At 38.8% G+C, this 23,099-nt stretch carries 41 protein-coding genes and 1 tRNA gene; 16 read left to right on the forward strand and 26 right to left on the reverse strand.

The genetic code is table 11. From position 1 onward, the window contains the following. Positions 1-7 precede the first annotated feature (7 nt). The 21 genes from RFH42_RS03160 to RFH42_RS03260 form a co-directional block, all read right to left on the reverse strand. A complete protein-coding gene (locus tag RFH42_RS03160; RefSeq protein WP_308974099.1) occupies positions 8-454 on the reverse strand; it encodes a phage terminase small subunit P27 family in 447 nt (148 codons plus the stop codon). Between the two features lie 57 nt (positions 455-511). Continuing rightward, entirely contained in the window at positions 512-895 is a 384-nt protein-coding gene (locus RFH42_RS03165; protein WP_308974100.1) for an HNH endonuclease, read from the reverse strand. After that, positions 888-1,208, reverse strand: coding sequence for a hypothetical protein (locus RFH42_RS03170; protein WP_308974101.1), 321 nt, complete (start codon positions 1,206-1,208; stop codon positions 888-890). The genes RFH42_RS03165 and RFH42_RS03170 overlap by 8 nt, the downstream gene beginning before the upstream one ends. A 2-nt stretch (positions 1,209-1,210) precedes the next feature. Further along, a complete protein-coding gene (locus RFH42_RS03175) occupies positions 1,211-1,381 on the reverse strand; it encodes a hypothetical protein (RefSeq protein WP_308974103.1) in 171 nt (56 codons plus the stop codon). Continuing rightward, positions 1,371-1,592 (reverse strand): hypothetical protein, encoded by a 222-nt coding sequence (locus RFH42_RS03180; RefSeq protein WP_308974104.1) that lies wholly within the window; start codon positions 1,590-1,592, stop codon positions 1,371-1,373. Before RFH42_RS03180 ends, RFH42_RS03175 begins: the two co-directional genes overlap by 11 nt. 2 nt (positions 1,593-1,594) lie before the next feature. Then, positions 1,595-1,978, reverse strand: coding sequence for a hypothetical protein (locus RFH42_RS03185; protein ID WP_308974105.1), 384 nt, complete (start codon positions 1,976-1,978; stop codon positions 1,595-1,597). Between the two features lie 89 nt (positions 1,979-2,067). After that, positions 2,068-2,250, reverse strand: a complete 183-nt coding sequence (locus RFH42_RS03190; protein WP_308974106.1) for a hypothetical protein — start codon at positions 2,248-2,250, stop codon at positions 2,068-2,070. Between the two features lie 31 nt (positions 2,251-2,281). Continuing rightward, positions 2,282-2,358 (reverse strand) — tRNA-Arg (locus tag RFH42_RS03195). A gap of 238 nt (positions 2,359-2,596) precedes the next feature. After that, positions 2,597-3,106, reverse strand: a complete 510-nt coding sequence (locus RFH42_RS03200) for a hypothetical protein (RefSeq protein WP_308974107.1) — start codon at positions 3,104-3,106, stop codon at positions 2,597-2,599. A gap of 10 nt (positions 3,107-3,116) precedes the next feature. Then, positions 3,117-3,278: a hypothetical protein gene (locus tag RFH42_RS03205; protein WP_308974108.1), complete on the reverse strand. Its 162-nt coding sequence runs from the start codon at positions 3,276-3,278 to the stop codon at positions 3,117-3,119. After that, positions 3,271-3,672: an endonuclease domain-containing protein gene (locus RFH42_RS03210; protein WP_308974109.1), complete on the reverse strand. Its 402-nt coding sequence runs from the start codon at positions 3,670-3,672 to the stop codon at positions 3,271-3,273. The genes RFH42_RS03205 and RFH42_RS03210 overlap by 8 nt, the downstream gene beginning before the upstream one ends. Positions 3,673-3,759: 87 nt before the next feature. Beyond that, positions 3,760-4,095, reverse strand: a complete 336-nt coding sequence (locus tag RFH42_RS03215; RefSeq protein ID WP_308974110.1) for a hypothetical protein — start codon at positions 4,093-4,095, stop codon at positions 3,760-3,762. 79 nt (positions 4,096-4,174) lie between these two features. Then, positions 4,175-4,600: a hypothetical protein gene (locus RFH42_RS03220; RefSeq protein ID WP_308974111.1), complete on the reverse strand. Its 426-nt coding sequence runs from the start codon at positions 4,598-4,600 to the stop codon at positions 4,175-4,177. After that, positions 4,597-4,803 carry a hypothetical protein gene (locus RFH42_RS03225; RefSeq protein WP_308974112.1) on the reverse strand — a complete coding sequence of 69 codons (207 nt, stop codon included), beginning with the start codon at positions 4,801-4,803 and terminating at the stop codon, positions 4,597-4,599. The genes RFH42_RS03220 and RFH42_RS03225 overlap by 4 nt, the downstream gene beginning before the upstream one ends. 129 nt (positions 4,804-4,932) lie before the next feature. Continuing rightward, complete coding sequence (locus tag RFH42_RS03230) at positions 4,933-5,205, reverse strand: hypothetical protein (RefSeq protein WP_308974113.1); 273 nt, start codon at positions 5,203-5,205, stop codon at positions 4,933-4,935. After that, positions 5,202-5,603, reverse strand: coding sequence for an HNH endonuclease (locus tag RFH42_RS03235; RefSeq protein WP_308974114.1), 402 nt, complete (start codon positions 5,601-5,603; stop codon positions 5,202-5,204). Before RFH42_RS03235 ends, RFH42_RS03230 begins: the two co-directional genes overlap by 4 nt. Beyond that, positions 5,600-6,973, reverse strand: a complete 1,374-nt coding sequence (locus RFH42_RS03240; protein ID WP_308974268.1) for a replicative DNA helicase — start codon at positions 6,971-6,973, stop codon at positions 5,600-5,602. Before RFH42_RS03240 ends, RFH42_RS03235 begins: the two co-directional genes overlap by 4 nt. Beyond that, on the reverse strand, positions 6,973-7,860 hold the full coding sequence (locus tag RFH42_RS03245) for a hypothetical protein (protein ID WP_308974115.1): 888 nt from the start codon (positions 7,858-7,860) through the stop codon (positions 6,973-6,975). The genes RFH42_RS03240 and RFH42_RS03245 overlap by 1 nt, the downstream gene beginning before the upstream one ends. Continuing rightward, positions 7,857-8,042, reverse strand: coding sequence for a hypothetical protein (locus tag RFH42_RS03250; RefSeq protein ID WP_308974116.1), 186 nt, complete (start codon positions 8,040-8,042; stop codon positions 7,857-7,859). Before RFH42_RS03250 ends, RFH42_RS03245 begins: the two co-directional genes overlap by 4 nt. A gap of 41 nt (positions 8,043-8,083) precedes the next feature. Next, positions 8,084-8,575, reverse strand: coding sequence for a phage regulatory CII family protein (locus RFH42_RS03255; RefSeq protein ID WP_308974117.1), 492 nt, complete (start codon positions 8,573-8,575; stop codon positions 8,084-8,086). A gap of 68 nt (positions 8,576-8,643) precedes the next feature. After that, positions 8,644-8,835: a Cro/CI family transcriptional regulator gene (locus tag RFH42_RS03260; protein WP_308974118.1), complete on the reverse strand. Its 192-nt coding sequence runs from the start codon at positions 8,833-8,835 to the stop codon at positions 8,644-8,646. 77 nt (positions 8,836-8,912) lie between these two features. Between RFH42_RS03260 and RFH42_RS03265 the strand changes: the two genes are divergently transcribed. The 10 genes from RFH42_RS03265 to RFH42_RS03310 all read left to right on the forward strand — a co-directional run bounded on the left by RFH42_RS03265 (position 8,913) and on the right by RFH42_RS03310 (position 14,213). Further along, on the forward strand, positions 8,913-9,593 hold the full coding sequence (locus tag RFH42_RS03265) for a LexA family protein (RefSeq protein ID WP_308974119.1): 681 nt from the start codon (positions 8,913-8,915) through the stop codon (positions 9,591-9,593). Between the two features lie 82 nt (positions 9,594-9,675). Beyond that, a complete protein-coding gene (locus RFH42_RS03270) occupies positions 9,676-10,842 on the forward strand; it encodes a type I restriction endonuclease (protein ID WP_308974120.1) in 1,167 nt (388 codons plus the stop codon). A gap of 221 nt (positions 10,843-11,063) precedes the next feature. Then, positions 11,064-11,279, forward strand: coding sequence for a hypothetical protein (locus RFH42_RS03275; RefSeq protein ID WP_308974121.1), 216 nt, complete (start codon positions 11,064-11,066; stop codon positions 11,277-11,279). A 2-nt stretch (positions 11,280-11,281) separates the two neighbouring features. Further along, positions 11,282-12,070, forward strand: a complete 789-nt coding sequence (locus tag RFH42_RS03280) for a hypothetical protein (RefSeq protein ID WP_308974122.1) — start codon at positions 11,282-11,284, stop codon at positions 12,068-12,070. A 9-nt stretch (positions 12,071-12,079) separates the two neighbouring features. Continuing rightward, the gene (locus RFH42_RS03285) at positions 12,080-12,448 is read left to right on the forward strand and encodes a hypothetical protein (protein ID WP_308974123.1); all 369 of its coding nucleotides are present in this window, start codon (positions 12,080-12,082) and stop codon (positions 12,446-12,448) included. Then, entirely contained in the window at positions 12,445-12,630 is a 186-nt protein-coding gene (locus tag RFH42_RS03290) for a hypothetical protein (RefSeq protein ID WP_308974124.1), read from the forward strand. The genes RFH42_RS03285 and RFH42_RS03290 overlap by 4 nt, the downstream gene beginning before the upstream one ends. Beyond that, positions 12,630-12,863, forward strand: coding sequence for a hypothetical protein (locus RFH42_RS03295; RefSeq protein ID WP_308974125.1), 234 nt, complete (start codon positions 12,630-12,632; stop codon positions 12,861-12,863). Before RFH42_RS03290 ends, RFH42_RS03295 begins: the two co-directional genes overlap by 1 nt. Further along, the gene (locus RFH42_RS03300; RefSeq protein WP_308974126.1) at positions 12,860-13,243 is read left to right on the forward strand and encodes a hypothetical protein; all 384 of its coding nucleotides are present in this window, start codon (positions 12,860-12,862) and stop codon (positions 13,241-13,243) included. Before RFH42_RS03295 ends, RFH42_RS03300 begins: the two co-directional genes overlap by 4 nt. After that, positions 13,240-13,935 (forward strand): phage antirepressor KilAC domain-containing protein, encoded by a 696-nt coding sequence (locus RFH42_RS03305; RefSeq protein WP_308974127.1) that lies wholly within the window; start codon positions 13,240-13,242, stop codon positions 13,933-13,935. Before RFH42_RS03300 ends, RFH42_RS03305 begins: the two co-directional genes overlap by 4 nt. Next, a complete protein-coding gene (locus RFH42_RS03310) occupies positions 13,935-14,213 on the forward strand; it encodes a DNA-binding protein (protein ID WP_308974128.1) in 279 nt (92 codons plus the stop codon). Before RFH42_RS03305 ends, RFH42_RS03310 begins: the two co-directional genes overlap by 1 nt. A gap of 328 nt (positions 14,214-14,541) precedes the next feature. On the opposite strand, the gene RFH42_RS03315 is transcribed toward RFH42_RS03310, so the two are convergent. Continuing rightward, positions 14,542-15,048, reverse strand: a complete 507-nt coding sequence (locus RFH42_RS03315) for a hypothetical protein (protein ID WP_308974129.1) — start codon at positions 15,046-15,048, stop codon at positions 14,542-14,544. Positions 15,049-15,391: 343 nt separating this feature from the next. On the opposite strand from RFH42_RS03315, the gene RFH42_RS03320 reads away from it, so the two are divergent. After that, complete coding sequence (locus RFH42_RS03320; RefSeq protein WP_308974130.1) at positions 15,392-16,177, forward strand: pseudouridine synthase; 786 nt, start codon at positions 15,392-15,394, stop codon at positions 16,175-16,177. Positions 16,178-16,248: 71 nt separating this feature from the next. On the opposite strand, the gene rhlB is transcribed toward RFH42_RS03320, so the two are convergent. Both rhlB and RFH42_RS03330 read right to left on the reverse strand, forming a co-directional pair. Further along, complete coding sequence (gene rhlB / locus RFH42_RS03325; RefSeq protein ID WP_308974131.1) at positions 16,249-17,400, reverse strand: ATP-dependent RNA helicase RhlB; 1,152 nt, start codon at positions 17,398-17,400, stop codon at positions 16,249-16,251. Positions 17,401-17,507: 107 nt separating this feature from the next. After that, positions 17,508-17,720, reverse strand: a complete 213-nt coding sequence (locus tag RFH42_RS03330) for a cold-shock protein (RefSeq protein ID WP_016655492.1) — start codon at positions 17,718-17,720, stop codon at positions 17,508-17,510. A gap of 412 nt (positions 17,721-18,132) precedes the next feature. On the opposite strand from RFH42_RS03330, the gene RFH42_RS03335 reads away from it, so the two are divergent. From RFH42_RS03335 to RFH42_RS03355, 5 genes are all read left to right on the forward strand, one after another. Then, the gene (locus tag RFH42_RS03335) at positions 18,133-18,357 is read left to right on the forward strand and encodes a sulfurtransferase TusA family protein (protein ID WP_308974132.1); all 225 of its coding nucleotides are present in this window, start codon (positions 18,133-18,135) and stop codon (positions 18,355-18,357) included. Positions 18,358-18,496: 139 nt separating this feature from the next. Continuing rightward, a complete protein-coding gene (gene rpoH, locus RFH42_RS03340) occupies positions 18,497-19,366 on the forward strand; it encodes an RNA polymerase sigma factor RpoH (RefSeq protein ID WP_308974133.1) in 870 nt (289 codons plus the stop codon). 176 nt (positions 19,367-19,542) lie between these two features. Then, positions 19,543-19,920 (forward strand): DUF423 domain-containing protein, encoded by a 378-nt coding sequence (locus RFH42_RS03345; protein WP_308974134.1) that lies wholly within the window; start codon positions 19,543-19,545, stop codon positions 19,918-19,920. 13 nt (positions 19,921-19,933) lie between these two features. Continuing rightward, positions 19,934-20,131, forward strand: coding sequence for a sulfur carrier protein ThiS (gene thiS, locus RFH42_RS03350; protein WP_308974135.1), 198 nt, complete (start codon positions 19,934-19,936; stop codon positions 20,129-20,131). Positions 20,132-20,145: 14 nt separating this feature from the next. Then, on the forward strand, positions 20,146-20,931 hold the full coding sequence (locus RFH42_RS03355) for a thiazole synthase (RefSeq protein ID WP_308974136.1): 786 nt from the start codon (positions 20,146-20,148) through the stop codon (positions 20,929-20,931). Between the two features lie 71 nt (positions 20,932-21,002). Here RFH42_RS03355 and RFH42_RS03360 read toward each other — a convergent pair whose 3' ends face one another. Together RFH42_RS03360 and RFH42_RS03365 are read right to left on the reverse strand one after the other, a co-directional pair. Next, positions 21,003-21,614, reverse strand: a complete 612-nt coding sequence (locus RFH42_RS03360) for a glutathione binding-like protein (protein ID WP_308974137.1) — start codon at positions 21,612-21,614, stop codon at positions 21,003-21,005. Between the two features lie 344 nt (positions 21,615-21,958). Further along, positions 21,959-23,074 (reverse strand): beta-ketoacyl-ACP synthase III, encoded by a 1,116-nt coding sequence (locus RFH42_RS03365; protein ID WP_308974138.1) that lies wholly within the window; start codon positions 23,072-23,074, stop codon positions 21,959-21,961. Positions 23,075-23,099: the final 25 nt, after the last annotated feature.

Below are 23,099 nucleotides of genomic sequence, written 5' to 3' on the forward strand. Positions count from 1 at the left end.
GACCTCACTACATATTTAATACCCCTGCAAATGCATTATTTTTTGGCTTGCCACCACCAGCCATCAGCCGAGTTCGTGATGCAGGATCTAGACCCAACATCGCACCAAATGAGGCAATTTGTTTTGACGACTCATTAACTACTGTCAATGCAGGATTCTTAATCCGTCCCGACTCTGTTTGAATCGTAACCCCATATAAAACAACCTCATGCTGGGCTTCGCGCAAGTTGTGGTAAGCCATACAAAACATTTCTACGTTGTGCATGTCAGTTAGCTTTAGGATTTTTCGCTTTAATAATTCAGGGACAATTGATCTCCACATAACAACTGCTTGATCCATTTGTTGAAGATGAAGTGGAACATCAATATCGTAAACATTTTCAAAATCATTGCTTGGGTCTGGCTTAACTCTTGGCTTACGCCCGACTCCTGCGACTGCCTTAATTCCACCCATAAGTCAAGACCCTCAATTTTTAATTTCGCTCACGTAAAAAAATGGTTAAGGGGGCGGTCATTTAGCGCAAAGGCTAGAGCTTTTTGACTCCCCCCTCCCTTCTGTGGCTGTTTTTTCTTTATGACACGGCGAGCAAAGCGACTGTAAGTTATCCATATTATCCGTACCTCCATTCGCTTTATTAACGATGTGATCGACATCAGTAGCCTCTACAAGCTGCCCTTTGGCCATGTGTGCAACACAGAGATAGTTATCACGCTTTAGCACCTGAACACGCAGCTTACGCCACGTGTGACCATAGCCACGTTCAGTCGTTGAACCTGTTCGATCTTCACGGCGTGACCAACCTGATCGTTTATCGGCATGGTTATCACAATAACCTTTCTGACTTCGAGACTTAACAAGATTAGGGCAACCCCATTCACGGCACGGTCTAGACATTACCTTCTTCTTTAGGTGCGCAAGCAGGATGACCATTGATGGAACCGCGATCCATCTGTTCAAGTGGTGAAACATACCCACCTTTAGCAAATAGATTGGACACCTGCTCATTGGTCAAAACACTTGAGGTAGTGACCTGAACTTTCCATGCATTATCAACACCACCAGTAAGTTGAATATCTTTCACATCACCAAGGTACTGACCATTGCTTAAACACACTCTAGTACCAGTTAAGGATTTACTCTTATTGTCTGGCGCTTCAATACCGACAACTGTTAAGCGATTCTCTTTGTATTGTTTGAGTGGCATCATATTTAATCATCCAAGTTCTTAGTTTGATTAGTTGTTTCTTCATCGCTGATCTGCATCAACAGCTCATTGTTCTCTTGAAGTAAATCAAGAATGATTTGATCTTTTGTTTCTATCTTTTCGATCAGCACCGTGTTCTGCTCAACGATCTTTGTTAGTAGTGATTCAATTGACATTAGCTAACGCCTCCTTCAATTCAGACAACTTGTAATGCGTGTGATGGTTATGAACACCAACAATGCACTTATCTGCATAGAACCCATGAACACCACCAAAGTTCTCAGTCCAAGCATCAACGTAGTAGTGTGCATCAGAGTGAGCCTTATCAACAATCTCACGCACCTTATCCACACCTAGCTTTTTAATAAGTCGCTTTGCTTTCTTCATGGTTATTCACCAACTGGTCGCTTACCAGCCTCAAGGATTGGAATATTTGCCTCGGTTGGCACATAAACAATTTGCTGAATCTTGCCATCACGTAAAGCATCACCAAACGCACCAATGAACTCTTGATTGCGGTATTCAGGATATTGCTTTGCTGTTTCGCCAATTACCTTGATAGCCTGTGCACGTAACTGAGCACTTTCTAGTTCAGCCTTAGCGGTTTCAATAGCAATTTGCTTTGACTGTTGTGCCTCGGCTAAACGAGCCTGACCACTCATGCCCTGTTGCCATACTCGGTATTGCGGCCATACAAATAGCAGAACAATAAGTGCAATGATCGCACCAGCAATTGAAATACCAACAACTGCATTACCTTTTTGATTCTTCACTACACTTTCCTCCACGCAAAAAGAAACCCACACAAGGTGGGCTGTATTAAATTACTTATGTTTTAAACATGGTTTTAAATTCAAAAGGTTTAACTTGAGATTGAATCTCGCTGAGCAACCAACTCACCAAACTTAATTGCTTTCGTGATAATCGATTCAAGTTGATCTTCACCTTCATTAGGCAACAAGTGCTCAACGCAAAAATCTGATTTCATTTCAGTAATCTCTGCATCGAGATTTTTAATTTTTTGATTCATATCTTCTTTACTCATTCTGATATCCTAATTGTGATTTTATAAAATTTGGCACGCCTAACAGGATTCGAACCTGTGACCATCCACTTAGAAGGCGGATACTCTAGTCAACTGAGCTATAGGCGCATAATGCCCGTATCGACACGAACAGGCGGTCGTCATGAAACCTCACTAAGGTTGTCTAATTCGTTATGCACCTATGGCGTGCTAGAAAAGGGTTCTAATGCCACGAACTGGGGCGTACGACAATATTGAAACTAAAAGAAGCTCCAACAAAAAAACCCCGCAAATGCGAGGCTTTTTGATGGCGTTAAATACATAAATCGCCACGGTATCACAAATATGCCACACCCCGTATATGCAGTCAAGCAAACTCAATTTCATTACTGACGTTCTTAGCAAACTTTTCAATTTGAAAATGTGGGTAACGAGATTTAATAAATGCCAATCCACATTTAATATCCTGTTGTATTTGAGCTATATATGTATCATTGCTCTTTGCAATATCACGAATCGACTCACCCATCACATAATGCCACCAGATTGCCCCAATCCACTCTTGTACAACTTCATCATCAACAGACTGAAGATCAATTAAGAGTTTTTGAATCGCGCGAGCTTCGTTACTATCCAATTCACAGCACGTTCCTTTACGGCGCACACACAATCGATCTTTTAAGTTTTCATCACTCATATACATGGCTAGTAACTTTTCTCTATGTTTTTGAGTAATTCGTTTTAGTGGCATGGTTTTTACGATACGCACCATGGTTTCATTATCACCATTGATCCACGCACCAAGCTGACGGCACCATTCCTCAAAACTATACTTTTTCCAGTTTGTTGCCTGCATAATCGTTATTGCTGAACTCATTGTCATACCCTCACTTAAACCATTTGCACGTGTACTGTGTACCATTTACCCAAAATACATCTTGTGTTTTACAGACCTGTATTGTGTTGAATGTATTAAGTGCTAAAGCCACAACAACAAAGATCATGAACAACACCACATACAGCCATGACTTATCTTTTTTCTTACGCATCGTTCACCATCCCCTTAATCTGCTCTATCGCCCTACCGCTCTTCACATCCGCCGTGCTAAACCTCAGCACCGTATAACCCAACATTGCAGCCGCGTTATACTTCTCTATATCTGCCTGATAACCACTGCCTCTTGTATGCCTTCCATTACTCCAGATACCGCCCTCAACCTCGATCAACAACTTAGTTCCAGTTAAATAAAAATCAGCTCTCCATTTTCTTGTCTCATGAAACTTAAACTCTGTCTCAAAACCAATCCCGTGAACTTTTAAATGCTGAGCCAGTATTGCTTCACCCTCACTCACTACCTTTTGAGTTTTGACCGCAGGACGCTTACGTCTTACGGGCTTTTTCTTAACAAGCTGCTTGTACTCAGCTATCGACATACTGCTCATAGATAACCTAGTGCGTGATGCACACTCTGTTGTGATGATGCAAACACGGCGATAACAATGAGAATTAGCATGCAAATTAGGAATTGGTTAGGTGTCATGGGTTCCACCCTTTACGTCCACCCAATCTCCTTTGTGCCAGTCAAATACATTCCTTTTATTCTGAATTGTCCCGTTGATAATATTTGGTACACCCTGATCTCTTAACTGACGAACAGCCTCGATAACTTGATCACAAGTCCAGCCAGTACTCGCACTCAAACCATTAACACCATGCAACATTCCAGAGATTTGGCGCATAGCTCTTTCAAAACGATCTTTGCGCACCACCTGACCATCAGCATCAAATTCAAGGTCTTCTAGTTTTAACTTAGGATCTCTAAATTCAGGCATTCGCAGATCTAATTCAGACACTTCGCTTTTCATAAATACCCCAACGCATGATGTTGATTACTACCTGCACCAGCCACGGCGCAGAAGATAATTAGAAGTAAAAGGCTTAGTCTCATTGGGCAGCCACCAAAGCTTGTTTTAATAACACAATAGCCCTGTCAGATTGATTGGACTCATACCCCCATAATTCACATTCAGAAATTAAGCTATCAAAAAGGTACTTCAATGATTTTCTCTTAGCCTCGAGCTCTTTAATTTGCGCATCCTTTTGATCTAACTCAGCCTTCAAAGTCTTTGCTACATTTTTAAAGTAATCACCCAGCTCAATTGCTTTTAACCACTCCTTGGTGCGCTCTTCCAACACGATATTTAAATGATCAATCTCAGTCTGCTTAACTGCCATATCAACAAGTGCAATGATGTTTAATGGATGAGCCACCACATCAATAAATGGCTTGTAGTGCTTATTTGCAGCATGAATAGCATCTTCAGCAGCACGACGAATAACTGTTAGTTCCTCTTGTGTTAATTCATTCATTTCCGCTCTGCCTCCAATATTGCCTCTGGTGTACCCGTCTTAACTTCACGATCAACAATGGCCACACACTTAAAAGTCTTATTACCTAGAAAGAACCCACCTAGACGCTCACATTCAGCTGCGATCATTCTGTGGATGTAATTGCCACATATCCACCAAGCTACGATGCCACCAATCAATAAACCGATAAGGAAGTTACTCATTTACACCCTCTACAACTTGTCAAATAAACACCCGTGTCGTAGTGATATCCATTAGCCTTGCAATGCGCTGTATGTAGTGAACGTAAATACTTAAGATTTATTGCAAAAAACTTGGCTTCGAAAGTGACCTTATTCATGCTCACCACCCAACTGATAAACAGTTTCAAGAATTTTTTTAACAGCTGTATACATCCGCTTTCCATCACCATCCTGATAATTGAAGCTATTAACGAATGTAGAAAAGCTCAGACCCTCACCATTCTTTTTTGACCACTTAACCCAATGGTTTGCCACATCTAGTGCTTTCTCTTGAAACTTTTCTAAAGCAAGCTTTTGGGCAGCTTTTTCTCGTCTTGATATGATTAACTGACGTTCTTCTGGAGTTAAACGGATTGGTTTCACTGACAAGCCCCTCCAAACGTCTCAAAGAAGAAAACAACAGGATTAGGCTTAATCTCAATCAATCCAAAACGATGTAAATGTCTTGCATGAGTACTATCCCGAAGTAATTGAACATCACGATAATGACCAAGCATGTGTCGCCAGCTTTCCAGTGACATAGAAGACTTATTGGTATTACACGGCACACATGCAGGGTTAAGATTTTCCAGTGTGTCGTTATGTGGTCGCAGCATTTCACTGGTTGTGCGCAACACACCGCCACCAACATACTCAAGTTCACGCTTAACAGCTTCGATATGATCTGCATGCCACTTATCACCAAGCAATTCACCACAATAGGCACAATGGCCATTAAATTTTTGCTTGAGTTCGGCGCGTTGGATTTTGCTCAATTTCATGCCACCTTCTCCATACCCTGAATCTGCTCAATTGCACTACTATCCAAGTTAGAAAACTGGCAGTACTTCAACTGTGAATGCATTAATGCTCTACCCACCTCACCATGTCGGTTTTTACCCACAATGGCCTCGGCAATACCTGCGTATTTAGATTCTTTGTTGTAGACCTCATCCCGATACAAGAAAACGATTTGATCAGCATCTTGTTCAATGGCTCCTGATTCACGTAAATCTGACATCATTGGTCGTTTGTTTGGTCGCTTCTCAAGTTCACGATTAAGCTGTGACAAAAGTACAATCACACAATCAAACTCCTTAGCCATTGCCTTGAGCTCACCTGTGAAATACGCAATCTTCAAATCTTCACGTGCAAAGTTCTTACTGGTTTTCATGATCTGCAAGTAATCCACTAGGACCACACCAACAGAACCGTATTTGTGTTTAACCTTGCGAATAGTCTCTTGAATATTTGCGATTGATGGGCGTGAAGTATCGTTAATCTCCATTGGTACGTTTTTAAGCATAGCCACGGCGTTCGTATAAGCCGTAAATTCGTCTTTTGACAACTCGTGTGGAGCATTACGCACCTTACCTATGTCAGCAGGCCCTACAGCGCAACACAGGCGCATTGCGATCTGTTCTTTAGGCATCTCACCCGACATAATCACACTAGGTTTGCCTTGAACGATTGAAACGTGACTGGCAATGGTCTGCATCATTGTGGTTTTACCCATTGCAGGACGAGCAGCCAAAACAAGTAAACACCCTGGTTCAACATCACCAAGCATTTTGTCCAAGTCATGAATACCAGTCTGAATACCGCGAATCATCGTTTGACCACTCGCATACTGTTCAAGCTTGCGATGTATCTCACCAAACGTATTTGCGGCTGCATCGTGGATGTGTGCCAGTGATTCACTACCCTGATCTGTGTTGATATCAGCAAACATACCCTGAGCGTTTAAAACCAAATCACCACGGCTTACATCTGAGTGACGAGCTAAATTCATCACTTTGAACGCTTCCGCTTCAACCTTGCGACGAATCGATAGATCTTTGAGTTTTTCAGCGTATGAAATCAGGTTGTGATAACTAGACGGCGCTTCACCCATGACTTGCATCAAATACTGCTCACCGCCTGATGCTTCAATTTGGCTATTGCGTTCTAACGACTCATTGACCAGTACCACATCGTACGGTGAGTTTTTAGAATCCAAGTCTGTGATGGTTTTAAAAATCACTTTGTGGCGCGTAGCGTGAAAGCAATCCTCAGTCAGAATATTTTCAACTCGTGCATATGACCCTGAAACGGTCATGAGCGCAGCCAGCACAGCTTGTTCGATTTGGATGCTATGAATTTTAGTGTCGATCATTGTGCTGCTCCCAAGAATCCTTTTGGTTTTAATGGGAGGTTGATCACTGGTGTTTGATTAACCTGTGGTTGTGTTTCTGTGTTATTCACGGCGTTGTTTTCAAGTTGATCTAACTCAGCGTTGATTTCTTGCCAATTCCAACTTGAATTAAACGAATCCCACCCCTTTGCAGCGATGATCAGGAAAGCACGTTCGTTCGAGATATTTGCTTTCTTGGCTTGGTTTAAAACAAGTTTGATCACAGTCTCAGTAACCGATTTCTTTTTCTTGTTTCTCAAGTTGAGATATTCGTTTGCAGTGTTTTCAGAAACACCGTTTTCAATGAGATATTTTTTAGCTGAAAATTTAGAAGATTTTTCAAGTGTGTGCGCACTAGTACTCTCTTGAGTATTCTCTTGTAATTCTCTTGTATAGATTGGTTCATTTTGACCCAATGGAGATTGGTTCATTTTGACCTCATCCATTGGTTCATTTTGACCCAATGCATTGGTGCAATCTGACCCTATGCATTGGCTCATTTTGACCTCATGAATAAAATCAATAGGTTGCATGATTTCAGCCTCTAATTTGGCTAAATTTTCATAATTAATTGAGTAGAAATTAATTTGATTTGAGCGAACCTTATCGAATTGTTCCACAATCAGTAAATCTTGATTTTTTAATGAATTGATAGCTCGTTTTAAAGTCGAAATAGACAGATATTTAAGCTGATCCACCCACTCCTGATAACTGTTATAAACCCACTTTCGACCATCACGCACAAATCTAGATGCACCCATCCAGTAATGGAGTTGCTGTAAAAAAATAGCTTCATTCAAGCCTATCGCTTTTGCTAAAGATGGTTGTACCTGTAGAGGTGATTCATTGATTAGTAATCTACTCATGCTTCAACCCCTTTAGGCATTTTTGCCTTCTGTCCTTTCACAGAGTTATAAAGATTCTGACGAGCCGTTTCCAGTTCAAAAGAAGTGTGTAAATTCTTACACTTAACGTGGTTTTCGACTGCGATTTCGAGTAAGTGAATCTTCTGACTTAGCTCAATATCTGTTAAGATATTCATGTTCATTTAGTGACCCTAATTGAATACTAAAAGCCTGACCTCGACCGTCAGGCTTTTTCTGTTTGTAGAGCTGACAAATACTTTGCACACTCTGATTTCATTGCTTGACGCAATGCTCTAATGTTTACTTCTAGCTGCTCTAAAATTTGATCTGTTTCATCCATTTCAGATGGTGTTACTACTCCATCTGCCATAACGTCATGAACTTGTTGATTGACTTGCCCTACATTGATATTTGTACCCAATAAAGACTCAAGGACAGTTAGGTGGTGATCCTTTCCATCTGTGTTGTTTACTGGAACCAACATAAAGCCAAGCATGTGAGACCATACTTTTAGGCAGGCAGGGTTTTGCGTGTAAACAAGCATTGATTCAAAAGCTTTGAGGCTCGGTAAATGCGTGTCCATGTTTGGATTGGCATAGTTCAAAACGGTTTTGTGCGAAACACCTAGAACATCAGCAACATCCTTTGGCGTGATACCAGTGGAGTGATGAATCATCTTGTGTAATGCTGTTTTTGTTTCTTTGGAAATTTCCATGTGAATCCTTGGGTTTATTCACGTTTATTTGATGATGATGAGTTGAGATACTTTACTCATGGTTATTTTTAAGCAGTTAAAGATTGGGTGTTGCGTAAGATTGGTTTTTTTCCAGCAGCTAAATCGAGAACCTGATATTCCCGAGCTAAAGGAATTTTCTCTTCTGGCCACTGGTAAACAGCGGCAGGTTTAATTTTCAATAAAGCAGCCAAGCCAACCCCATTAACCCCCAGGAGTGCACAGGCTTCCTGTTTAGTCATAAAATTCACCATAAAAGTAAGATTTCTTAGTATTAAATCAAAGAATTCTTACTTTTACAAGATGTAAGATAACTTATATGAATACTGAAACTATTGGGCAGCGCATTCGCACCCTTCGACGATCGAAAAAATTAACGCAAGCCCAGTTGGCCAAAGTTGCGGGGGTGAGTTCACCTGCTGTTACAGAGTGGGAAAAAGATAGTTACCAGCCTAAGGCTGCATCTTTAGAAGCTATGGCTAATTTATTTGGTGTTACTACTGAATACATTCTGACTGGTAATGGTAGTTCCACCCACAAAACTCCAACCGATAGCTCTTTCAGTAATGTACGTATTAATGAAAAACCGTTAAGACGCATTCCTGTTCTGGATTTTGTACAAGCCGGAACATTTCATGAAACTGGTTATGATGGCATAAATGCCAAAGGTGAAACCTACACCACGTATGAAAATTCAAAACCTGAAAGTGTATTTTCGCTTGAGGTATCAGGTTTAAGCATGACCCCTGAATTTAACCCTGGTGATAAGCTTGTGGTGGATGCCTCAAAACTTGCTTATCCAGGATGTTATGTAATTGCTCAGAATGGCTGTCATGAGGCTACGTTTAAGAAATATCGAGCAATTGGTTATGACGAGCATGGCCGAGAAACATTTGAATTAATCCCACTTAATCAAGACTTTCCTGTTATGGACTCCACTAAACAAGAGATCCGTATAATTGGCGTGGTTGTAGAGCATGTAAGGCAGTTTGGGAAATAAAGTACCAAGCACAATGTCTCATCAAAAGACATAAACTCAATAACATACTTCTTTATAATTTAATTAACTCATTGGGGGATATATGGAAAATTTTGTAGACAAACTCAAAGGCCATATTGAGCATGTAAAAAAAGTTGGTGCACACTGCTCAACAGAAGAAACCACCAAGCAGGCCTTAATTTTACCGCTTTTGGATATATTGGGATTTAGTCCATATGACCCAACCAAGGTATTGGCTGAATTCGCAGCAGATTTCCCCGGAGTCAAGGCTACTGAGCGTGTTGATTATGCGTTGTATTGCAATAATCAGCCCGTGATGTTTATTGAGGCGAAATCTTATGCTTCAGATCTAACCAATCATGCTCCCCAGTTATCTAGATACTTTAATAGCAGTCTTGGTGTGACAATAGGTGCTATTACAAATGGCAGGGAGTGGAGATTTTTTACGGATCTAATTAATACCAATGTAATGGATGAACGACCATTCCTGACTATTGATTTCACCAAGTCAAAGCCAGAGGATTTGGTCCAACTTGCTGAGTTTAGACATGATAACTTTCATGCAGAGAAATTACGTTATTTTGCGGAAGAAAATCAATATATACAGCAATTTAAAACAGTGATACGGAAATGTATAAACGAGTCGGATATAGATTTTGTTCGCTATGTTGCTCAGCAGGCTACTGTACCACGCCAACTCAATACAAAGTTTCTAGAATCAATTCAGCCTTTTGTTAAACAGGCAGTTCAACAAGTTATCAGTGATACTGTTGTAAAAGGGCTATCATCACCAACAATTATCACTGCACAACCTGTTGAACAAAAGCAAAAAATTACAGAAGATCAAGAAGTTGTTGAGGTCGTAGATTATATCGTTAATCCAGACAACGAAAAAATCATTACCACCAAAGAAGAGCTGGAATTACAAAAAATTATTACAGATTTATTCCCTGGTATTGAGTTGATTTCGAAGGACACTGAGAGCTATTTCTCTATCCTTTACCAAGGGAAGAATAATCGATGGTTGTTTAGATATGATGTAAATAGAAAGCGCCCAACCATCCAATTTATTGTTCCGATGGATCAAGCTAAGCGATCGGAACTTGAAAGAGCTGGACTTGAAGTACAAGCAAATGGTTCTATCTTTTTGGATAAACCTGAATATATTTACCGGGCTGTTGGTGTTCTAAGAGATTCACTAGATTATTGTATAGATGACGATAACTTTAAGCGTGGACAAACATCCTAAAAATTACATATTAATTCTAACCTAAATCCAGATTCACAATATGAACCCGCGGAATATTCTGCGGGTTTTTCTTTATCAAAAAAATAAGTTACCAAAATTAAAAGTAAGTTTTCTTATTGACAATAAAACTAAGTTTTCTTATATTTATCTCGAACAAACAAAAAAAAGGCACATCAATCCTCTTAACTACTGATGTGCCTTTGCCCTAAAGCGAGATCATTATGAAAAAACTTCACCCTAAAAGTCAAACCACGGCGATCCTTTACGATCCACCGCCATCACCACAACCTAAAGGCTCAGGTCTTGTCGCCGTGTCAGTATTCATCATTATTATGACTTTGTCCTTTGTGATGTTTAAAGGCTGCTCTGATGAAGTGGAGCGTCAAACTATTACAGCGCAGGATCATGCGGTTATGTTGTCGGTTAAAGGAGAATAATCATGGAAAATAATATTAATGTATCAGCCTTAGCACAAAATATTGCAGATCAATGCAAGCGCTTTGAAGAGTCCCAAGAATACAAAGATATGATCACGGCTGCTGTAAAAAAACTTTATACAGGTGCCATTGATGATGTGTTTCGCTGGGGAGAGTTTCCAGATCGTGTAAAAGAGGCTATTAAAAATGCCATGCCTAGTGATATTGGTAATTTTGTTGACTTAGCAAAATACAACACCCTTATAACCAATACATTAAAGACTGAGTGGGGCGAATCAGGCATTGAAGACAATGCGGTACAAAAAATTAAATCCGTGGCAATAGATGCAATCAATAATCTAAAGATTCCAGAATTTGTATTAATGTCTGAACTTTTTGAAGCATTTATTGAAAGCAATGAAGATGAGGCTGCAGAAAATGGTTGGGAAAAACCTAATATTTTACTTAAAGACTCTGAGAGTGTTGATGGATATTGGAGCATTGGATTTGAAGCGGAGCCAGAGACAACTAGTAGTTATATGTCAGCTAAAACACATACTTTTAGTTTTGAAAATTGCTTAAATCTAAGCCCAGTCTTCATCGATCGAAAGAATAAAGAATTTAAGCTTCATGAAGGGAATGAATGCTATGAACTTTATGCTGGCAAAATTCGTGGCGACATTCTTGGTAAAGAAGTAATTAAACCTTACAGCGAGTATGAAAAATTAATCTGTGCCCTCTATTTTGGTGGTGCTTACTTGGTTTTGGATGATTTTGATCCTGAAGATATTTACTACCCGAATGAGTATTGAGGTGACAGCATGAAAACATCTAATCAATTAACACCTGTTGAAGTAGTACGTGGTGAATATGGTTTTTGGATTCACCCAGTACTGGATAAATATCTTACCGAGATACTTGGTGAACGTGAATTTATGACTGAATCTGAGCATTCAAAAATGGCTCTTCACTTCAATGTTCATTTCTACCGAAGAGAAATGGAGTGGGATTGTTCTGAAGAGTTGGCTGAAAAATACTGGGGTGATGGTGATATTGATGCTGTAAAAGAATGGCAACCTACACCTCCTCCTAGTGGAAGATGGTTTTTGGTATTAATCAATGATACAGATGACGGCCCAGTAGCTTGGTTTGCTAAGGAAGTTCGTTCTGAAAGTGAGGTTGGAGTATGACTGAAAGAAAACCTATTTTACTCGGCTTGTGTGATGGACGTATTACACATATGTCAGTCGACACAACCAAGGCAGAGCGTATTTCATTTATTAAAGGTGGTTGCGACACAGTAGTTGTTCACACTGGCGAATGTCCAGATTTTAACAAGATATATCGTGTTGAAGTGAGTGAGGTGGAGTGATGACTGAACACTGCAAAAATACTGGAAACTGGCTTGAAATGTGCGAAGCACTATCAGAAGTCACACGCAATGAATATGGTGATATTCAAGCACAACGCATGTCGCATCGTGCCGCTGACTCTGTACGACTTCAAATCGTTGCAGGTCGTTTTAAGAAAAACCGTGTTGTATTAAATCACTGTCCTTTCTGTGGTGTTGATATTCGCACGAAGCACAAGGAGTCGGCAGCATGATGGATATTCAGAAAGAACCAAATAGCGACTTGGTGAATTTTCAAAAAGAATCCGAAGCTTTTGACTCATGGCATTATCAGGACTGGAGGTCAAATATCTCTACCGATATCGATGAGAGCGAATACCCTGAATTGTATCGTCGGATATATTCACATTTTAGTGCTCAGTGTGAACGCGAATTACAGTTCAAGACTTGGTTGGCTGCTAAAGCCCAAGCCGTACCAGAAGGTTTTGTTTTGGTGCCGAAGGAACCTACTGAAAAGATGATGATTAACGCTTTAGCTGTTATTGCCACTGGAATTGGTAAAGATCACATTGATGTTGAAATTATAAAAATTTGGCAAAAAATGATCGAAGCTGCAGAGGATAAAAGCCTATGAATGCACTTGCAAATCTCCAAACTCAAACCATGAGCAGCAAAGATTTGTTAGAAATAATCAATGCTGTCCGCGCTGAGTTTAATGAAAATCCAGTTCGCCTCAATGATTTTAATAATCGCATTACGGATGAACTTGAAGGTGAGCACTACGAAAGTTTCGTAGTTCAAAATCCGAACAATACAACATCGATTGCTTATAACCTAACAATCGACCAATGCACCTTAATTGGTATGCGTGAATCTAAAGGTGTTCGTAAAAATGTACTAGCCAAGCTCAAAAGCTTGGCTGTACCACAAACTTATGCTGATGCCCTACAACTTGCAGCAGATCAAGCCAAACAACTTGAGTTAGCACAATCTCAAATCCAAGTGTTAGAGCCTAAGGCACAGGCGCTTGATGTTATTGCCAGTACTGATGGCACCTACAATATTCGTGAATGTGCAAAAACCATTGGTATTGGTGAGCGTAAACTGATTGCTTTATTACTTGATAAAAAGTGGTGTTATCGAGATGGTCAAAAATTACAGCCCTATGCCGATAAAGTTACATCTGGTGTATTTATCAATCGTCCTTCTAATGTGATTGTTAATAAATATACAGGTGAAGAAAAAGTACATTTACACATGCGAGTCACGGCGTTTGGTCTTACTCGTATTACTGGGTTGGTTAAAAAATTAGAGGAAAAAGCGTAATGGCTAAATTAACAAAGCTAGATCAAATTAGTCCAGAGGAGCGATTATCCGAAACTCAAAGATTTTGGGTATCTCCCGATGATGCGCTATTCCCCTCTAAAACAATTGCTCTTGTTTTCGATGTATCGATACCATGGTTGCAGTTGAAACGTTGCACTGGTGATGGAATACCATATGTAAAGTCAGGACCACGGCGAGTCTTATACAAAAAGAAAGATGCGGTGGAGTTCTTCAATAAAAAGACAGTGCTTCACACAACCATGCAAAGCAGCCATTGAGCTGCTTTTTCATGTAGCCACCATGTAGCCACAAACATTAAATTTCATGTAGCCTACATGTAGCCAAAAAATAAATAGCTAAATATTTCCTATTATTGCTTATTATTGGATAAACACATTAATCATTGATTTTATTACAATAAATATGCTTTATTATTGCTTAATATTGAATAAAAATGACTTTACCGTTGAACTTTAAGGGTTCAAGGGTAACGACATGCAGCGGCATCTCTGGAGACTTTATTTAGACTACAAAAACAATAACTTACAATATTTCAAAATCCCCCACCCAATAGACCTATTACTTAATTTTTTAAAAAATATACCATTAATAGACCGCAGGATTATTTACAGGGTCTATTTCCATTACCATTATTGCCTCTTGACTTAACTCGATTGAATTCAAATCAATCCAAAATTGACCTTGCCTTTTTTTGTGAAACCTAAATACAGCATCTGGACCAAACTCAGTGTCTAATTGCATTGTTAATATAGCCACACATGACACCTTAAAATTTTCCTGCCAGTACTCTTTAAATTCATTCAGTAATTTAAGACCTATATTAGCCAATTGACCTAAACTTTGAAGATCTGTTTTACAGTAATCTTCAAGATGAAAACTATTAACAGCACATTCGAATCCTGTATCATCTGTATAATTCTTTCTAACCCATTCTTTATCAATAGGCTCATGTTCATTATGAAAAGCCTTAAATAAAAAGTATTCCTGATCAAAAGTAACACCTTTTTTTATCAGTTCATGTAATTGCACAGGTAAAGTTAAAAAACTCCCCTGAGAAAGAAAAAAACTCATTTTAGAATTAATGAAAGTCATTTGGTAATTCCTAAATATTTTAAAATCTTATCAATACCTTTTGAAAAATCTGGATTTTTTAAAAGATCTTGGACCAATTTCAGGGCTAATGACGCTCACTTTTGCATAGTAGTTCAATAAATCAAGCTCGCAATTCATGCTTACTTTTCACTATTTTGCAAATAATCTTTTATTTTTTCACTTAGAAACATCGTAGCAATGTAAGCAAGTCTTTTAACTTTAGACAACAAAGATTATCCTATCCACAATCTGCTCTTTTGGTTCATATAGAGAAATTTCATATAATTTATCTATTATAACCAAACATCATTTTGCATTTACTTGATCAAAGTTGCCTTTTTTTATGAAAATCATCATCCTCAATAAGCCCTTTAATGTACTTTCTCAGTTTCGCGAGGATGATACACACCCAACGATGGCAAACTTTATTGAAGATCCATCTTTACGTATTGCTGGACGACTTGATTTAGATTCTGAGGGATTATTACTATTAACTGATCATGGTGGTCTCAATCAGTTTATTACTCATCCAAATAACAAAAAATACAAAACCTATTTGGCCCAAGTAGATGGTGATATTACTGAAGAAGCAATAGCACAACTACAACAAGGTGTTGAACTCAATGATGGAATGACCTTACCAACGCGTGTTAATAAAGTAAGCGAACCTGAGTGGTTATGGGAAAGAACACCACCTGTGCGCTATCGTGCAAATATTCCAACTTCTTGGGTAGAAATCCAAATCTGCGAAGGACGTAATCGTCAAGTGCGACGCATGACATCTGCTGTTGGTTTTCCTACATTACGCTTAATTCGAACCAAAGTGGGTAGCATCGACTTAATTCAATTACAGCTGCAACCAGGTGAGCAAACTGAAATTGAGCCGTTACTCTATCCAGATTTTAAAGACTTACCACCAGATGAGCCTTATCGTTCACGTTCTTATATTAAAAAACCAGGTGGTAAAGGTGGCAAACCTATGCACCAAAAAAATAATAAAGAAGGTGAAAAGAAAAAATCAGGGACTAAACGTATTTGGCAAATGGATGAAAGCGAACGTCCACGCCGTAAAACCAATGGTACTACACGACCAAACAATAAAAACCGAGGCCGTGGCCGAGGTAGATAATTTTACCAAAGAAAAAAACCGCTTAGTTTTACAGATCTAAGCGGTTTTTATTTAACGAAATATCTTTATGCTTAACAATATCCGTCCAAACGGGTTAGCGGTAGTTTTTGTCCGATTGCCTTTTCGATTTCTGGTAAATAGAAAGCATCATCTTCAGACAAGAAACTAATACTTACCCCTTGAGTCCCTGCCCGTCCAGTACGACCAATACGATGAACATAATCGTCTGATTGCTCAGGTAAAGTGAAGTTAACTACATGTGATACACCATCAACATGAATACCACGCCCAGCAACATCTGTTGCAATCATGATGTTATGTTGACCATTTTTAAATTGATCCAACATTTTTAAACGTCGATCTTGCGCAATTTCACCCGATAACATAACAACCTTATAACCATCATGTTTGAGATTGTCATACAGTTTACGTACTTGATCACGACGATTTGCAAAAATCATAACTTTTTCAATAGGTTCTTGCTTTAATATGTCACATAACAACTTATATTTATCTTTTTTCTCAACCAAGTACACACGCTGTTCAACATCTGCATTGGTTTTCTTTTCAGGCTCAATCTCAACCGTAACAGGTTCATACAACCACTGCTGCGCTAAATTAAGCACATCATAACTAAAAGTAGCTGAAAACATTAACGTTTGACGTTGTTCTTTACGTGGAGAATAACGCACAATTCGCTTAACTGAAGGAATAAAGCCCATATCAAGTAAACGATCCGCCTCATCAATCACTAAGAACTCTAAACGGTCTAACCAAACTTCTTTTTGCTCAGTGAAGTCAATCAAACGGCCTGGTGTTGCCACCATGATATCAACAAAATTTTCATCTAATAATTTACGTTGCTTGTCAAAATCAACACCACCAACCAATGTGACAACATTAAGCTGAGTAAATTTAACCAACTCTTTCGCATCATTCTCAATCTGGATAGCCAGTTCACGTGTTGGCGCCAAAATAAGCGCACGAGGCTCACCACGATAACGTGTTTCATTTAATGAATTATTTAATAAATCATTAATAACACTAATCAAAAACGCAGCAGTTTTACCAGTACCTGTTTGTGCACGACCAATTGCATCATGTCCAGCCAAAGTATATTTCAATACTTTTTGTTGGATAGGGGTCATTTCAGTAAACCCTAAAGCATCAATCGCTTGTTGTAATTGCGGATGTAATTTCAGGATTTGGAAAGCAAATGACATAAATGGAGCTCTACAGTCAATGATTTAAATTTAAACCATTATATACATAAAAACGCCTCAACTCATAAGAATTGAGGCGCTCTCACCAAGTGTTTTACACAAGGGAATTAGTCTAAAGGTTGAACTTCTTCAGCCTGAAAACCTTTTTGACCTTGTACAACGCTGAATTCAACGCGTTGACCGTCACGAAGTGAACGGTGGCCTTCACCCATAATCGCACGGAAGTGAACAAATACATCGTCACCGCCACTGCGTTGAATAAAGCCAAAACCTTTAGTATCATTAAACCACTTAACAACGCCTTGTTCGCGAGCTGTCATAAGTTAATCCTCTGTTATCAAGAATAAAAGGACCACCCGGTGTTGCAAACAGCAGAGCAAACAAGAGTTCAAAATATTTTTTTATTTCAAAGCCTATAGTCATTCTGTATTACTATTAACAAATTCCGGTTACATCCATTAAAAATAAGAGCCTAAGTACAAATTTCTTATAGCTTAAAACCCAATTTCGCATCGAGCTTAACATGGGTTAGGGTCAATTAATAGATTTTTTTTAGTTATTTTATTTTAAACCAGATTTAAGATAAATATGTCATGGAATCGGTGAAATCTTTGGTTTTATTCCATAAAGTCATACATTTGAAATAAAAAGAGAATTACCATTAAGCGTTGTTGAAATTCACTAGAGTTGGTTATACTAGTCATCTATTTTTTTGGTTTATTCTACATATAAATGAATTCAATTGTTGAAATCGATGCAAGGGGAAAACCTTGTCCGATGCCGCTATTAATGTTGAAACGTGCTATAAAACAAGCGGGACAATCACACTGCTTTCACCTACTCTCAAGTGATCCACATAGTGAGATTGATATTGTCCGTTACTGTCGGCTGAATGGTATTTCATGTCGTGCTGAAAAAATATCTGCGACAGAATATCATTACTTTATTGAATATTAAGTTTTTTTAATCAATCTATTGTGAAACTGTTTTTATATTTTAATTTACATTTTTATACCCAATGTTCCTTATCAATTGCACATATTCACTTTAAGATGAATGCTTTGGTAAGTGAACGCAAAACCTGCAAGGAGATATTATGAGTGACAGCCGCAATCAATTGATGCCCCTGTCCTTATCTGCACCTGGCGTAAATCTTGGTGCTTACATAAGCACTGTCAATCAAATTCCAATCTTAACAGCTGAGCAAGAAAAAGAGTTAGCTGAGCGTTATTTTAATGACCAAGATTTAGAAGCTGCTAAAATGCTGGTAATGTCGCATTTGCGTTTTGTTGTCCATATTGCCCGTAGTTATGCTGGCTATGGATTACCCCAGGGTGATTTAATTCAGGAAGGCAATTTAGGCTTAATGAAAGCCGTTAAACGTTTCGATCCTAATATGGGTGTACGTTTGGTCTCGTTTGCCGTGCATTGGATCAAAGCTGAAATTCACGAATACGTTATTCGTAACTGGCGTATTGTTAAAATTGCAACGACTAAAGCGCAGCGCAAATTATTCTTCAACTTACGAAGCTTAAAGAAATCGAGCAAAAAGTTAACGTTGGAAGAAGCAAAATCCATCGCTAACGACCTGAATGTTACGCCAGAACAAGTACTTGAGATGGAAGGTCGTTTAACAGCCTATGATGCTGCTTTTGAAGCTCAGGGTGAAGATAACGATGAAACACCAACCTATGTCGCCCCAGCCTTGTATCTAGAAGATAATCGCTATGATCCTGCTCGTTTAGTGGAAAATGAAGATTATGAAGAGCAAAGCACTCAAGCACTTCATCAAGCAATGGGTCAACTTGACGATCGTTCACGGAATATTTTACAACGTCGCTGGTTAGATGATGATAAGTCTACACTGCACGAATTGGCCGCTGAATACAACGTATCAGCAGAACGTATTCGCCAACTAGAAAAGAATGCAATGGAAAAAATTAAAGTTGCAATGTCTTCAAACTAGTTCTAACGCAATTACACTTTTCAACTTATTCACCTAAGTAAAGAGCCATCAGGCTCTTTACTTTTGTATTGTATTTCATCATCTCCAAGCATTGCTTGTCGTTCTTTTGCTTAGCCTTAAATTCTCAGATTTTTTATGCTAAGGTTAAACCTCATTTGTACAAACGAATCTTCACTATGTGGATCGCTATCTCAGCACTCAATTTAGCCCTTGCAGTTGTATTAGGGGCATTTGGCGCACATGGTCTAAAAACTTTCGCCAGTCCTGACCAACTATCGTGGTGGTATACTGCAACAGAATACTTTTTTTATCACGGCTTAGCTTTATTAGCACTCGCGATTTTGCAGCAAGTACATCCAAAGTTCCCCATTAAATTTAGCTTTATGAGCATACAGCTTGGTATTGTACTTTTTTGTGGATCACTTTATATCATGGGCTTAGGCTTACCTCGTGGTTTAGGTGCAATCACTCCTATGGGTGGTGCACTCATGATCATCGGTTGGCTAGCCCTCGCCTACAATGCTATAAAATTTAAGCCATCAAACATTGCCTAACTACAGGTTCATTATGGAAATTTATCTGAATGGCCAAGCCATAGACACCCACTGTAAAAATCTTTTACAGCTGGTTCAGCAGCTAGAGCTGGAAGGAAAACGCTTTGCTGTAGAAGCGAATGAGCAAATTATTGGCAAAAGCCAACTCGAAAATACAACGATTTCTGCTCAAGATCGTATCGAAATTATTCATGCCGTTGGTGGCGGCTAAACATGGAGTTAAGCATGCAAGACACCCCTCTGATCATTGGTTCCCGAAGTTTTAATTCACGTCTATTGGTAGGTACTGGCAAATATAAAGATCTCAATGAAACCGATCTTGCGATTCAAGCCAGTGGTGCTGAAATCGTGACGGTTGCTATTCGTCGTGTCAATATTGGACAGCATCCAGACCAACCGAATTTACTCTCAGTTATTCCACCAGAGAAGTATACAATTCTGCCTAATACCGCAGGTTGTTTTGATGCTAACAGTGCAATACGCACGTGTATGTTAGCGCGTGAACTACTTGATGGTCACAACTTGGTTAAGCTAGAAGTACTTGGTGATGAACGAACGCTTTATCCTAATATTACTGAGACCCTTAAAGCTGCAAAGATCTTAGTTGATGATGGTTTTGAAGTGATGGTTTATACCTCTGATGATCCAATTGTTGCACAAGAACTCGAAAGTATGGGATGCGTTGCGGTTATGCCTCTTGGTAGTCTTATTGGATCTGGTTTAGGTATCTTAAATCCACACACTATTGCAATTATCAAAGAAAATGCCAAAGTTCCTATTTTAGTAGATGCAGGTGTAGGAACAGCAAGTGATGCTGCAATCGCAATGGAATTAGGTTGTGATGGTGTACTTATGAATACTGCTATTGCTGCGGCACAAAATCCAATTCTCATGGCATCAGCAATGAAAAAAGCTGTTGAAGCAGGACGTGAAGCATTCTTAGCAGGCCGTATGCCACAAAAACGCCTCGCTAATGCAAGCTCTCCAGAAACAGGTTACTTCTTTAAATAAAGACCCAGTAAATCATCCTGATAAGTAAAAGGCTCTAGAGACTCGTGAGCCTTTTACCTTACATTTAGATTTTATTTAATTAAACCTTCATCACGCATTGCGATTTGTACAGACTGACGCTGTGCCACAAGATCACGCAATAAATTGATATTTGTATAAGCCGAAAGATCATGTTTGATCAATTTAGACCAATTTGTAATAACAAATAGATAAGCATCAGCAGGTCCAAATCGATCATTAATTAAATAATCAAAGTCTGTATTTGCCAAATAATTTTCAATATATTTTAGTAAACGGTCAATTTCTTGATATGCACGTTGTTTTTGCTCATCATCAAGTGTACGACCAAAAAATACTGCATAAGCATCATGTAATTCAGAATTTAGATAACCAAGCCATTCTAAAACTTTTGCACGCCCCATTCCTGATGGAGGAATCAGATCTTGCTTAGGATCATGTTGTGCTAAAAAAGGTAAGATCGCAACAATTTCTGTAAGGATTAAACCAGGATTGATCTCTAAAGCAGGTACATAGCCTTTTGGATTAATAGTATAATAATCAACCCCTTTTTCTGTAGTATGTGTTTTTAAATCAACACGTTCTAAATCAAAATCAACATTTATTTCATTTAAAATAATATGCGCAGCGAGTGAACATGCTCCCGGCGTATAATAAAGTTTCATGGTCTTTCCTTGTTGTATAAAATTATAAATCTCTCTATATGTTTTAATGGGCTTTATAGCGACTTGCAAGTAGAAAACGTTATTTTCTAGTAAGTTGAGAATATAATCCGATGTTTCTCCCAATAAAGAGCACTCAACACATTCAATAATACTCCCATCAATCAAACTTTAATTTAACTAGACATTCCAAACAGATACAAAATAAGGATTCTAACCAAGCTAGATCAATTCACAGCATAACTTATGATTAAATCTAAGTTGAAATAGCAATCGCAGGACAAATTCCAAAAAAAAGTCCGATGAATATCATCGGACTTTAAATAGTAAAACAAGGTTATTACTTCTTAAACAACATGCTTCTGTACTAAAATTGCACCCACTGAATAGCCAGCACCAAATGAGCATAAAACACCATATTCACCATCAGCAACCTCGTGTTGACTGCGATGCAATGCGATAATTACACCTGCTGAAGAAGTATTCGCGAACTCATCCAAAATAATCGGCACTAATTCTGGATCAGTCTCCGCTTTTTGTTTACCAACGACCAGTTTTAAAATCAATTCGTTCATTGAAGCATTCGCTTGGTGTAACCAAAAACGTTTTACTTGCTCAGGAGCAATTTGATTTTTCTCTAATTGTTGAGTAATAATTTTTGCAACAAGCGGACAAACTTCTTTAAATACTTTTCGGCCATCTTGGCGGAATTGCTTATCATCCTTTACTGCATCTTCACTACGATTTAAAAAGCCAAAGTTATTTCGAATATTATTTGAGAACTGTGTAAACAAATGAGTATCTACAATTTCAAAGCCTGTTTTAGTGGTTGTATTTTCAATAATAGATGCAGTCGCCACGTCACCAAAAATAAAATGACAATCACGTGAACGATAATTAGTATGTCCTGATGTAATTTCAACATTCACTAACAAGACACGACGTGCGCCCGATTGGATAGCATCATAAGCTTGCTTTAAACCAAAGGTTGCAGCTGAACACGCAACATTCATATCGTAGGCATAACCCTGAATACCCAATGCAGTTTGAATTTCAACAGCAACAGCAGGATAAGCACGTTGCATATTTGAACAAGCTAAAATCACCACATCAATGTCTTCTGCACTTACACCTGCATTTTCCATTGCTTGTTTAGCCGCATATACGCCCCACTCTGCTTGAAGTGAAAGCTCATCATCTTCTCGCTCTTGTAAATATGGACGTAGGCGCTTAGGGTCAAGCACACCTGTTTTTTCAACCACGTAGCGGCGCTTTACTCCAGAGGCCTTTTCAATAAACTCAGCACTAGAACCACGTAATGCCTCAAGTTCGCCAGCTTCAATTTCTGCGGCATGCTCAAGATTATATTGCTCCACATAGGCATTTAAACTTTCTACCAACTCTTCATTACTGATCACATGCTCAGGATGATATAAACCTGTACCCGTAATACGTATGCTCATGTAAAGTTCCTTATCTTGGTTTATT

The sequence above is a fragment of the Acinetobacter rudis genome, assembly GCF_031157835.1.
In the GTDB taxonomy this organism is placed as follows: domain Bacteria; phylum Pseudomonadota; class Gammaproteobacteria; order Pseudomonadales; family Moraxellaceae; genus Acinetobacter; species Acinetobacter rudis_A.

Excerpts from the sequence above, each read along its gene's own strand:
- RFH42_RS03160 (WP_308974099.1), bottom strand. The coding sequence starts at position 454 with ATGGGTGGAATTAAGGCAGTCGCAGGAGTCGGGCGTAAGCCAAGAGTT.
- RFH42_RS03165 (WP_308974100.1), bottom strand. The coding sequence starts at position 895 with ATGTCTAGACCGTGCCGTGAATGGGGTTGCCCTAATCTTGTTAAGTCT.
- RFH42_RS03170 (WP_308974101.1), bottom strand. The coding sequence starts at position 1,208 with ATGATGCCACTCAAACAATACAAAGAGAATCGCTTAACAGTTGTCGGT.
- RFH42_RS03175 (WP_308974103.1), bottom strand. The coding sequence starts at position 1,381 with ATGTCAATTGAATCACTACTAACAAAGATCGTTGAGCAGAACACGGTG.
- RFH42_RS03180 (WP_308974104.1), bottom strand. The coding sequence starts at position 1,592 with ATGAAGAAAGCAAAGCGACTTATTAAAAAGCTAGGTGTGGATAAGGTG.
- RFH42_RS03190 (WP_308974106.1), bottom strand. The coding sequence starts at position 2,250 with ATGAGTAAAGAAGATATGAATCAAAAAATTAAAAATCTCGATGCAGAG.
- RFH42_RS03200 (WP_308974107.1), bottom strand. The coding sequence starts at position 3,106 with ATGAGTTCAGCAATAACGATTATGCAGGCAACAAACTGGAAAAAGTAT.
- RFH42_RS03205 (WP_308974108.1), bottom strand. The coding sequence starts at position 3,278 with ATGCGTAAGAAAAAAGATAAGTCATGGCTGTATGTGGTGTTGTTCATG.
- RFH42_RS03210 (WP_308974109.1), bottom strand. The coding sequence starts at position 3,672 with ATGAGCAGTATGTCGATAGCTGAGTACAAGCAGCTTGTTAAGAAAAAG.
- RFH42_RS03215 (WP_308974110.1), bottom strand. The coding sequence starts at position 4,095 with ATGAAAAGCGAAGTGTCTGAATTAGATCTGCGAATGCCTGAATTTAGA.
- RFH42_RS03220 (WP_308974111.1), bottom strand. The coding sequence starts at position 4,600 with ATGAATGAATTAACACAAGAGGAACTAACAGTTATTCGTCGTGCTGCT.
- RFH42_RS03225 (WP_308974112.1), bottom strand. The coding sequence starts at position 4,803 with ATGAGTAACTTCCTTATCGGTTTATTGATTGGTGGCATCGTAGCTTGG.
- RFH42_RS03235 (WP_308974114.1), bottom strand. The coding sequence starts at position 5,603 with ATGAAATTGAGCAAAATCCAACGCGCCGAACTCAAGCAAAAATTTAAT.
- RFH42_RS03245 (WP_308974115.1), bottom strand. The coding sequence starts at position 7,860 with ATGAGTAGATTACTAATCAATGAATCACCTCTACAGGTACAACCATCT.
- RFH42_RS03250 (WP_308974116.1), bottom strand. The coding sequence starts at position 8,042 with ATGAACATGAATATCTTAACAGATATTGAGCTAAGTCAGAAGATTCAC.
- RFH42_RS03255 (WP_308974117.1), bottom strand. The coding sequence starts at position 8,575 with ATGGAAATTTCCAAAGAAACAAAAACAGCATTACACAAGATGATTCAT.
- RFH42_RS03260 (WP_308974118.1), bottom strand. The coding sequence starts at position 8,835 with ATGACTAAACAGGAAGCCTGTGCACTCCTGGGGGTTAATGGGGTTGGC.
- RFH42_RS03265 (WP_308974119.1), top strand. The coding sequence starts at position 8,913 with ATGAATACTGAAACTATTGGGCAGCGCATTCGCACCCTTCGACGATCG.
- RFH42_RS03270 (WP_308974120.1), top strand. The coding sequence starts at position 9,676 with ATGGAAAATTTTGTAGACAAACTCAAAGGCCATATTGAGCATGTAAAA.
- RFH42_RS03275 (WP_308974121.1), top strand. The coding sequence starts at position 11,064 with ATGAAAAAACTTCACCCTAAAAGTCAAACCACGGCGATCCTTTACGAT.
- RFH42_RS03280 (WP_308974122.1), top strand. The coding sequence starts at position 11,282 with ATGGAAAATAATATTAATGTATCAGCCTTAGCACAAAATATTGCAGAT.
- RFH42_RS03285 (WP_308974123.1), top strand. The coding sequence starts at position 12,080 with ATGAAAACATCTAATCAATTAACACCTGTTGAAGTAGTACGTGGTGAA.
- RFH42_RS03290 (WP_308974124.1), top strand. The coding sequence starts at position 12,445 with ATGACTGAAAGAAAACCTATTTTACTCGGCTTGTGTGATGGACGTATT.
- RFH42_RS03295 (WP_308974125.1), top strand. The coding sequence starts at position 12,630 with ATGACTGAACACTGCAAAAATACTGGAAACTGGCTTGAAATGTGCGAA.
- RFH42_RS03300 (WP_308974126.1), top strand. The coding sequence starts at position 12,860 with ATGATGGATATTCAGAAAGAACCAAATAGCGACTTGGTGAATTTTCAA.
- RFH42_RS03305 (WP_308974127.1), top strand. The coding sequence starts at position 13,240 with ATGAATGCACTTGCAAATCTCCAAACTCAAACCATGAGCAGCAAAGAT.
- RFH42_RS03310 (WP_308974128.1), top strand. The coding sequence starts at position 13,935 with ATGGCTAAATTAACAAAGCTAGATCAAATTAGTCCAGAGGAGCGATTA.
- RFH42_RS03315 (WP_308974129.1), bottom strand. The coding sequence starts at position 15,048 with ATGACTTTCATTAATTCTAAAATGAGTTTTTTTCTTTCTCAGGGGAGT.
- RFH42_RS03320 (WP_308974130.1), top strand. The coding sequence starts at position 15,392 with ATGAAAATCATCATCCTCAATAAGCCCTTTAATGTACTTTCTCAGTTT.
- rhlB (WP_308974131.1), bottom strand. The coding sequence starts at position 17,400 with ATGTCATTTGCTTTCCAAATCCTGAAATTACATCCGCAATTACAACAA.
- RFH42_RS03330 (WP_016655492.1), bottom strand. The coding sequence starts at position 17,720 with ATGACAGCTCGCGAACAAGGCGTTGTTAAGTGGTTTAATGATACTAAA.
- RFH42_RS03335 (WP_308974132.1), top strand. The coding sequence starts at position 18,133 with ATGAATTCAATTGTTGAAATCGATGCAAGGGGAAAACCTTGTCCGATG.
- rpoH (WP_308974133.1), top strand. The coding sequence starts at position 18,497 with ATGAGTGACAGCCGCAATCAATTGATGCCCCTGTCCTTATCTGCACCT.
- RFH42_RS03345 (WP_308974134.1), top strand. The coding sequence starts at position 19,543 with ATGTGGATCGCTATCTCAGCACTCAATTTAGCCCTTGCAGTTGTATTA.
- thiS (WP_308974135.1), top strand. The coding sequence starts at position 19,934 with ATGGAAATTTATCTGAATGGCCAAGCCATAGACACCCACTGTAAAAAT.
- RFH42_RS03355 (WP_308974136.1), top strand. The coding sequence starts at position 20,146 with ATGCAAGACACCCCTCTGATCATTGGTTCCCGAAGTTTTAATTCACGT.
- RFH42_RS03360 (WP_308974137.1), bottom strand. The coding sequence starts at position 21,614 with ATGAAACTTTATTATACGCCGGGAGCATGTTCACTCGCTGCGCATATT.
- RFH42_RS03365 (WP_308974138.1), bottom strand. The coding sequence starts at position 23,074 with ATGAGCATACGTATTACGGGTACAGGTTTATATCATCCTGAGCATGTG.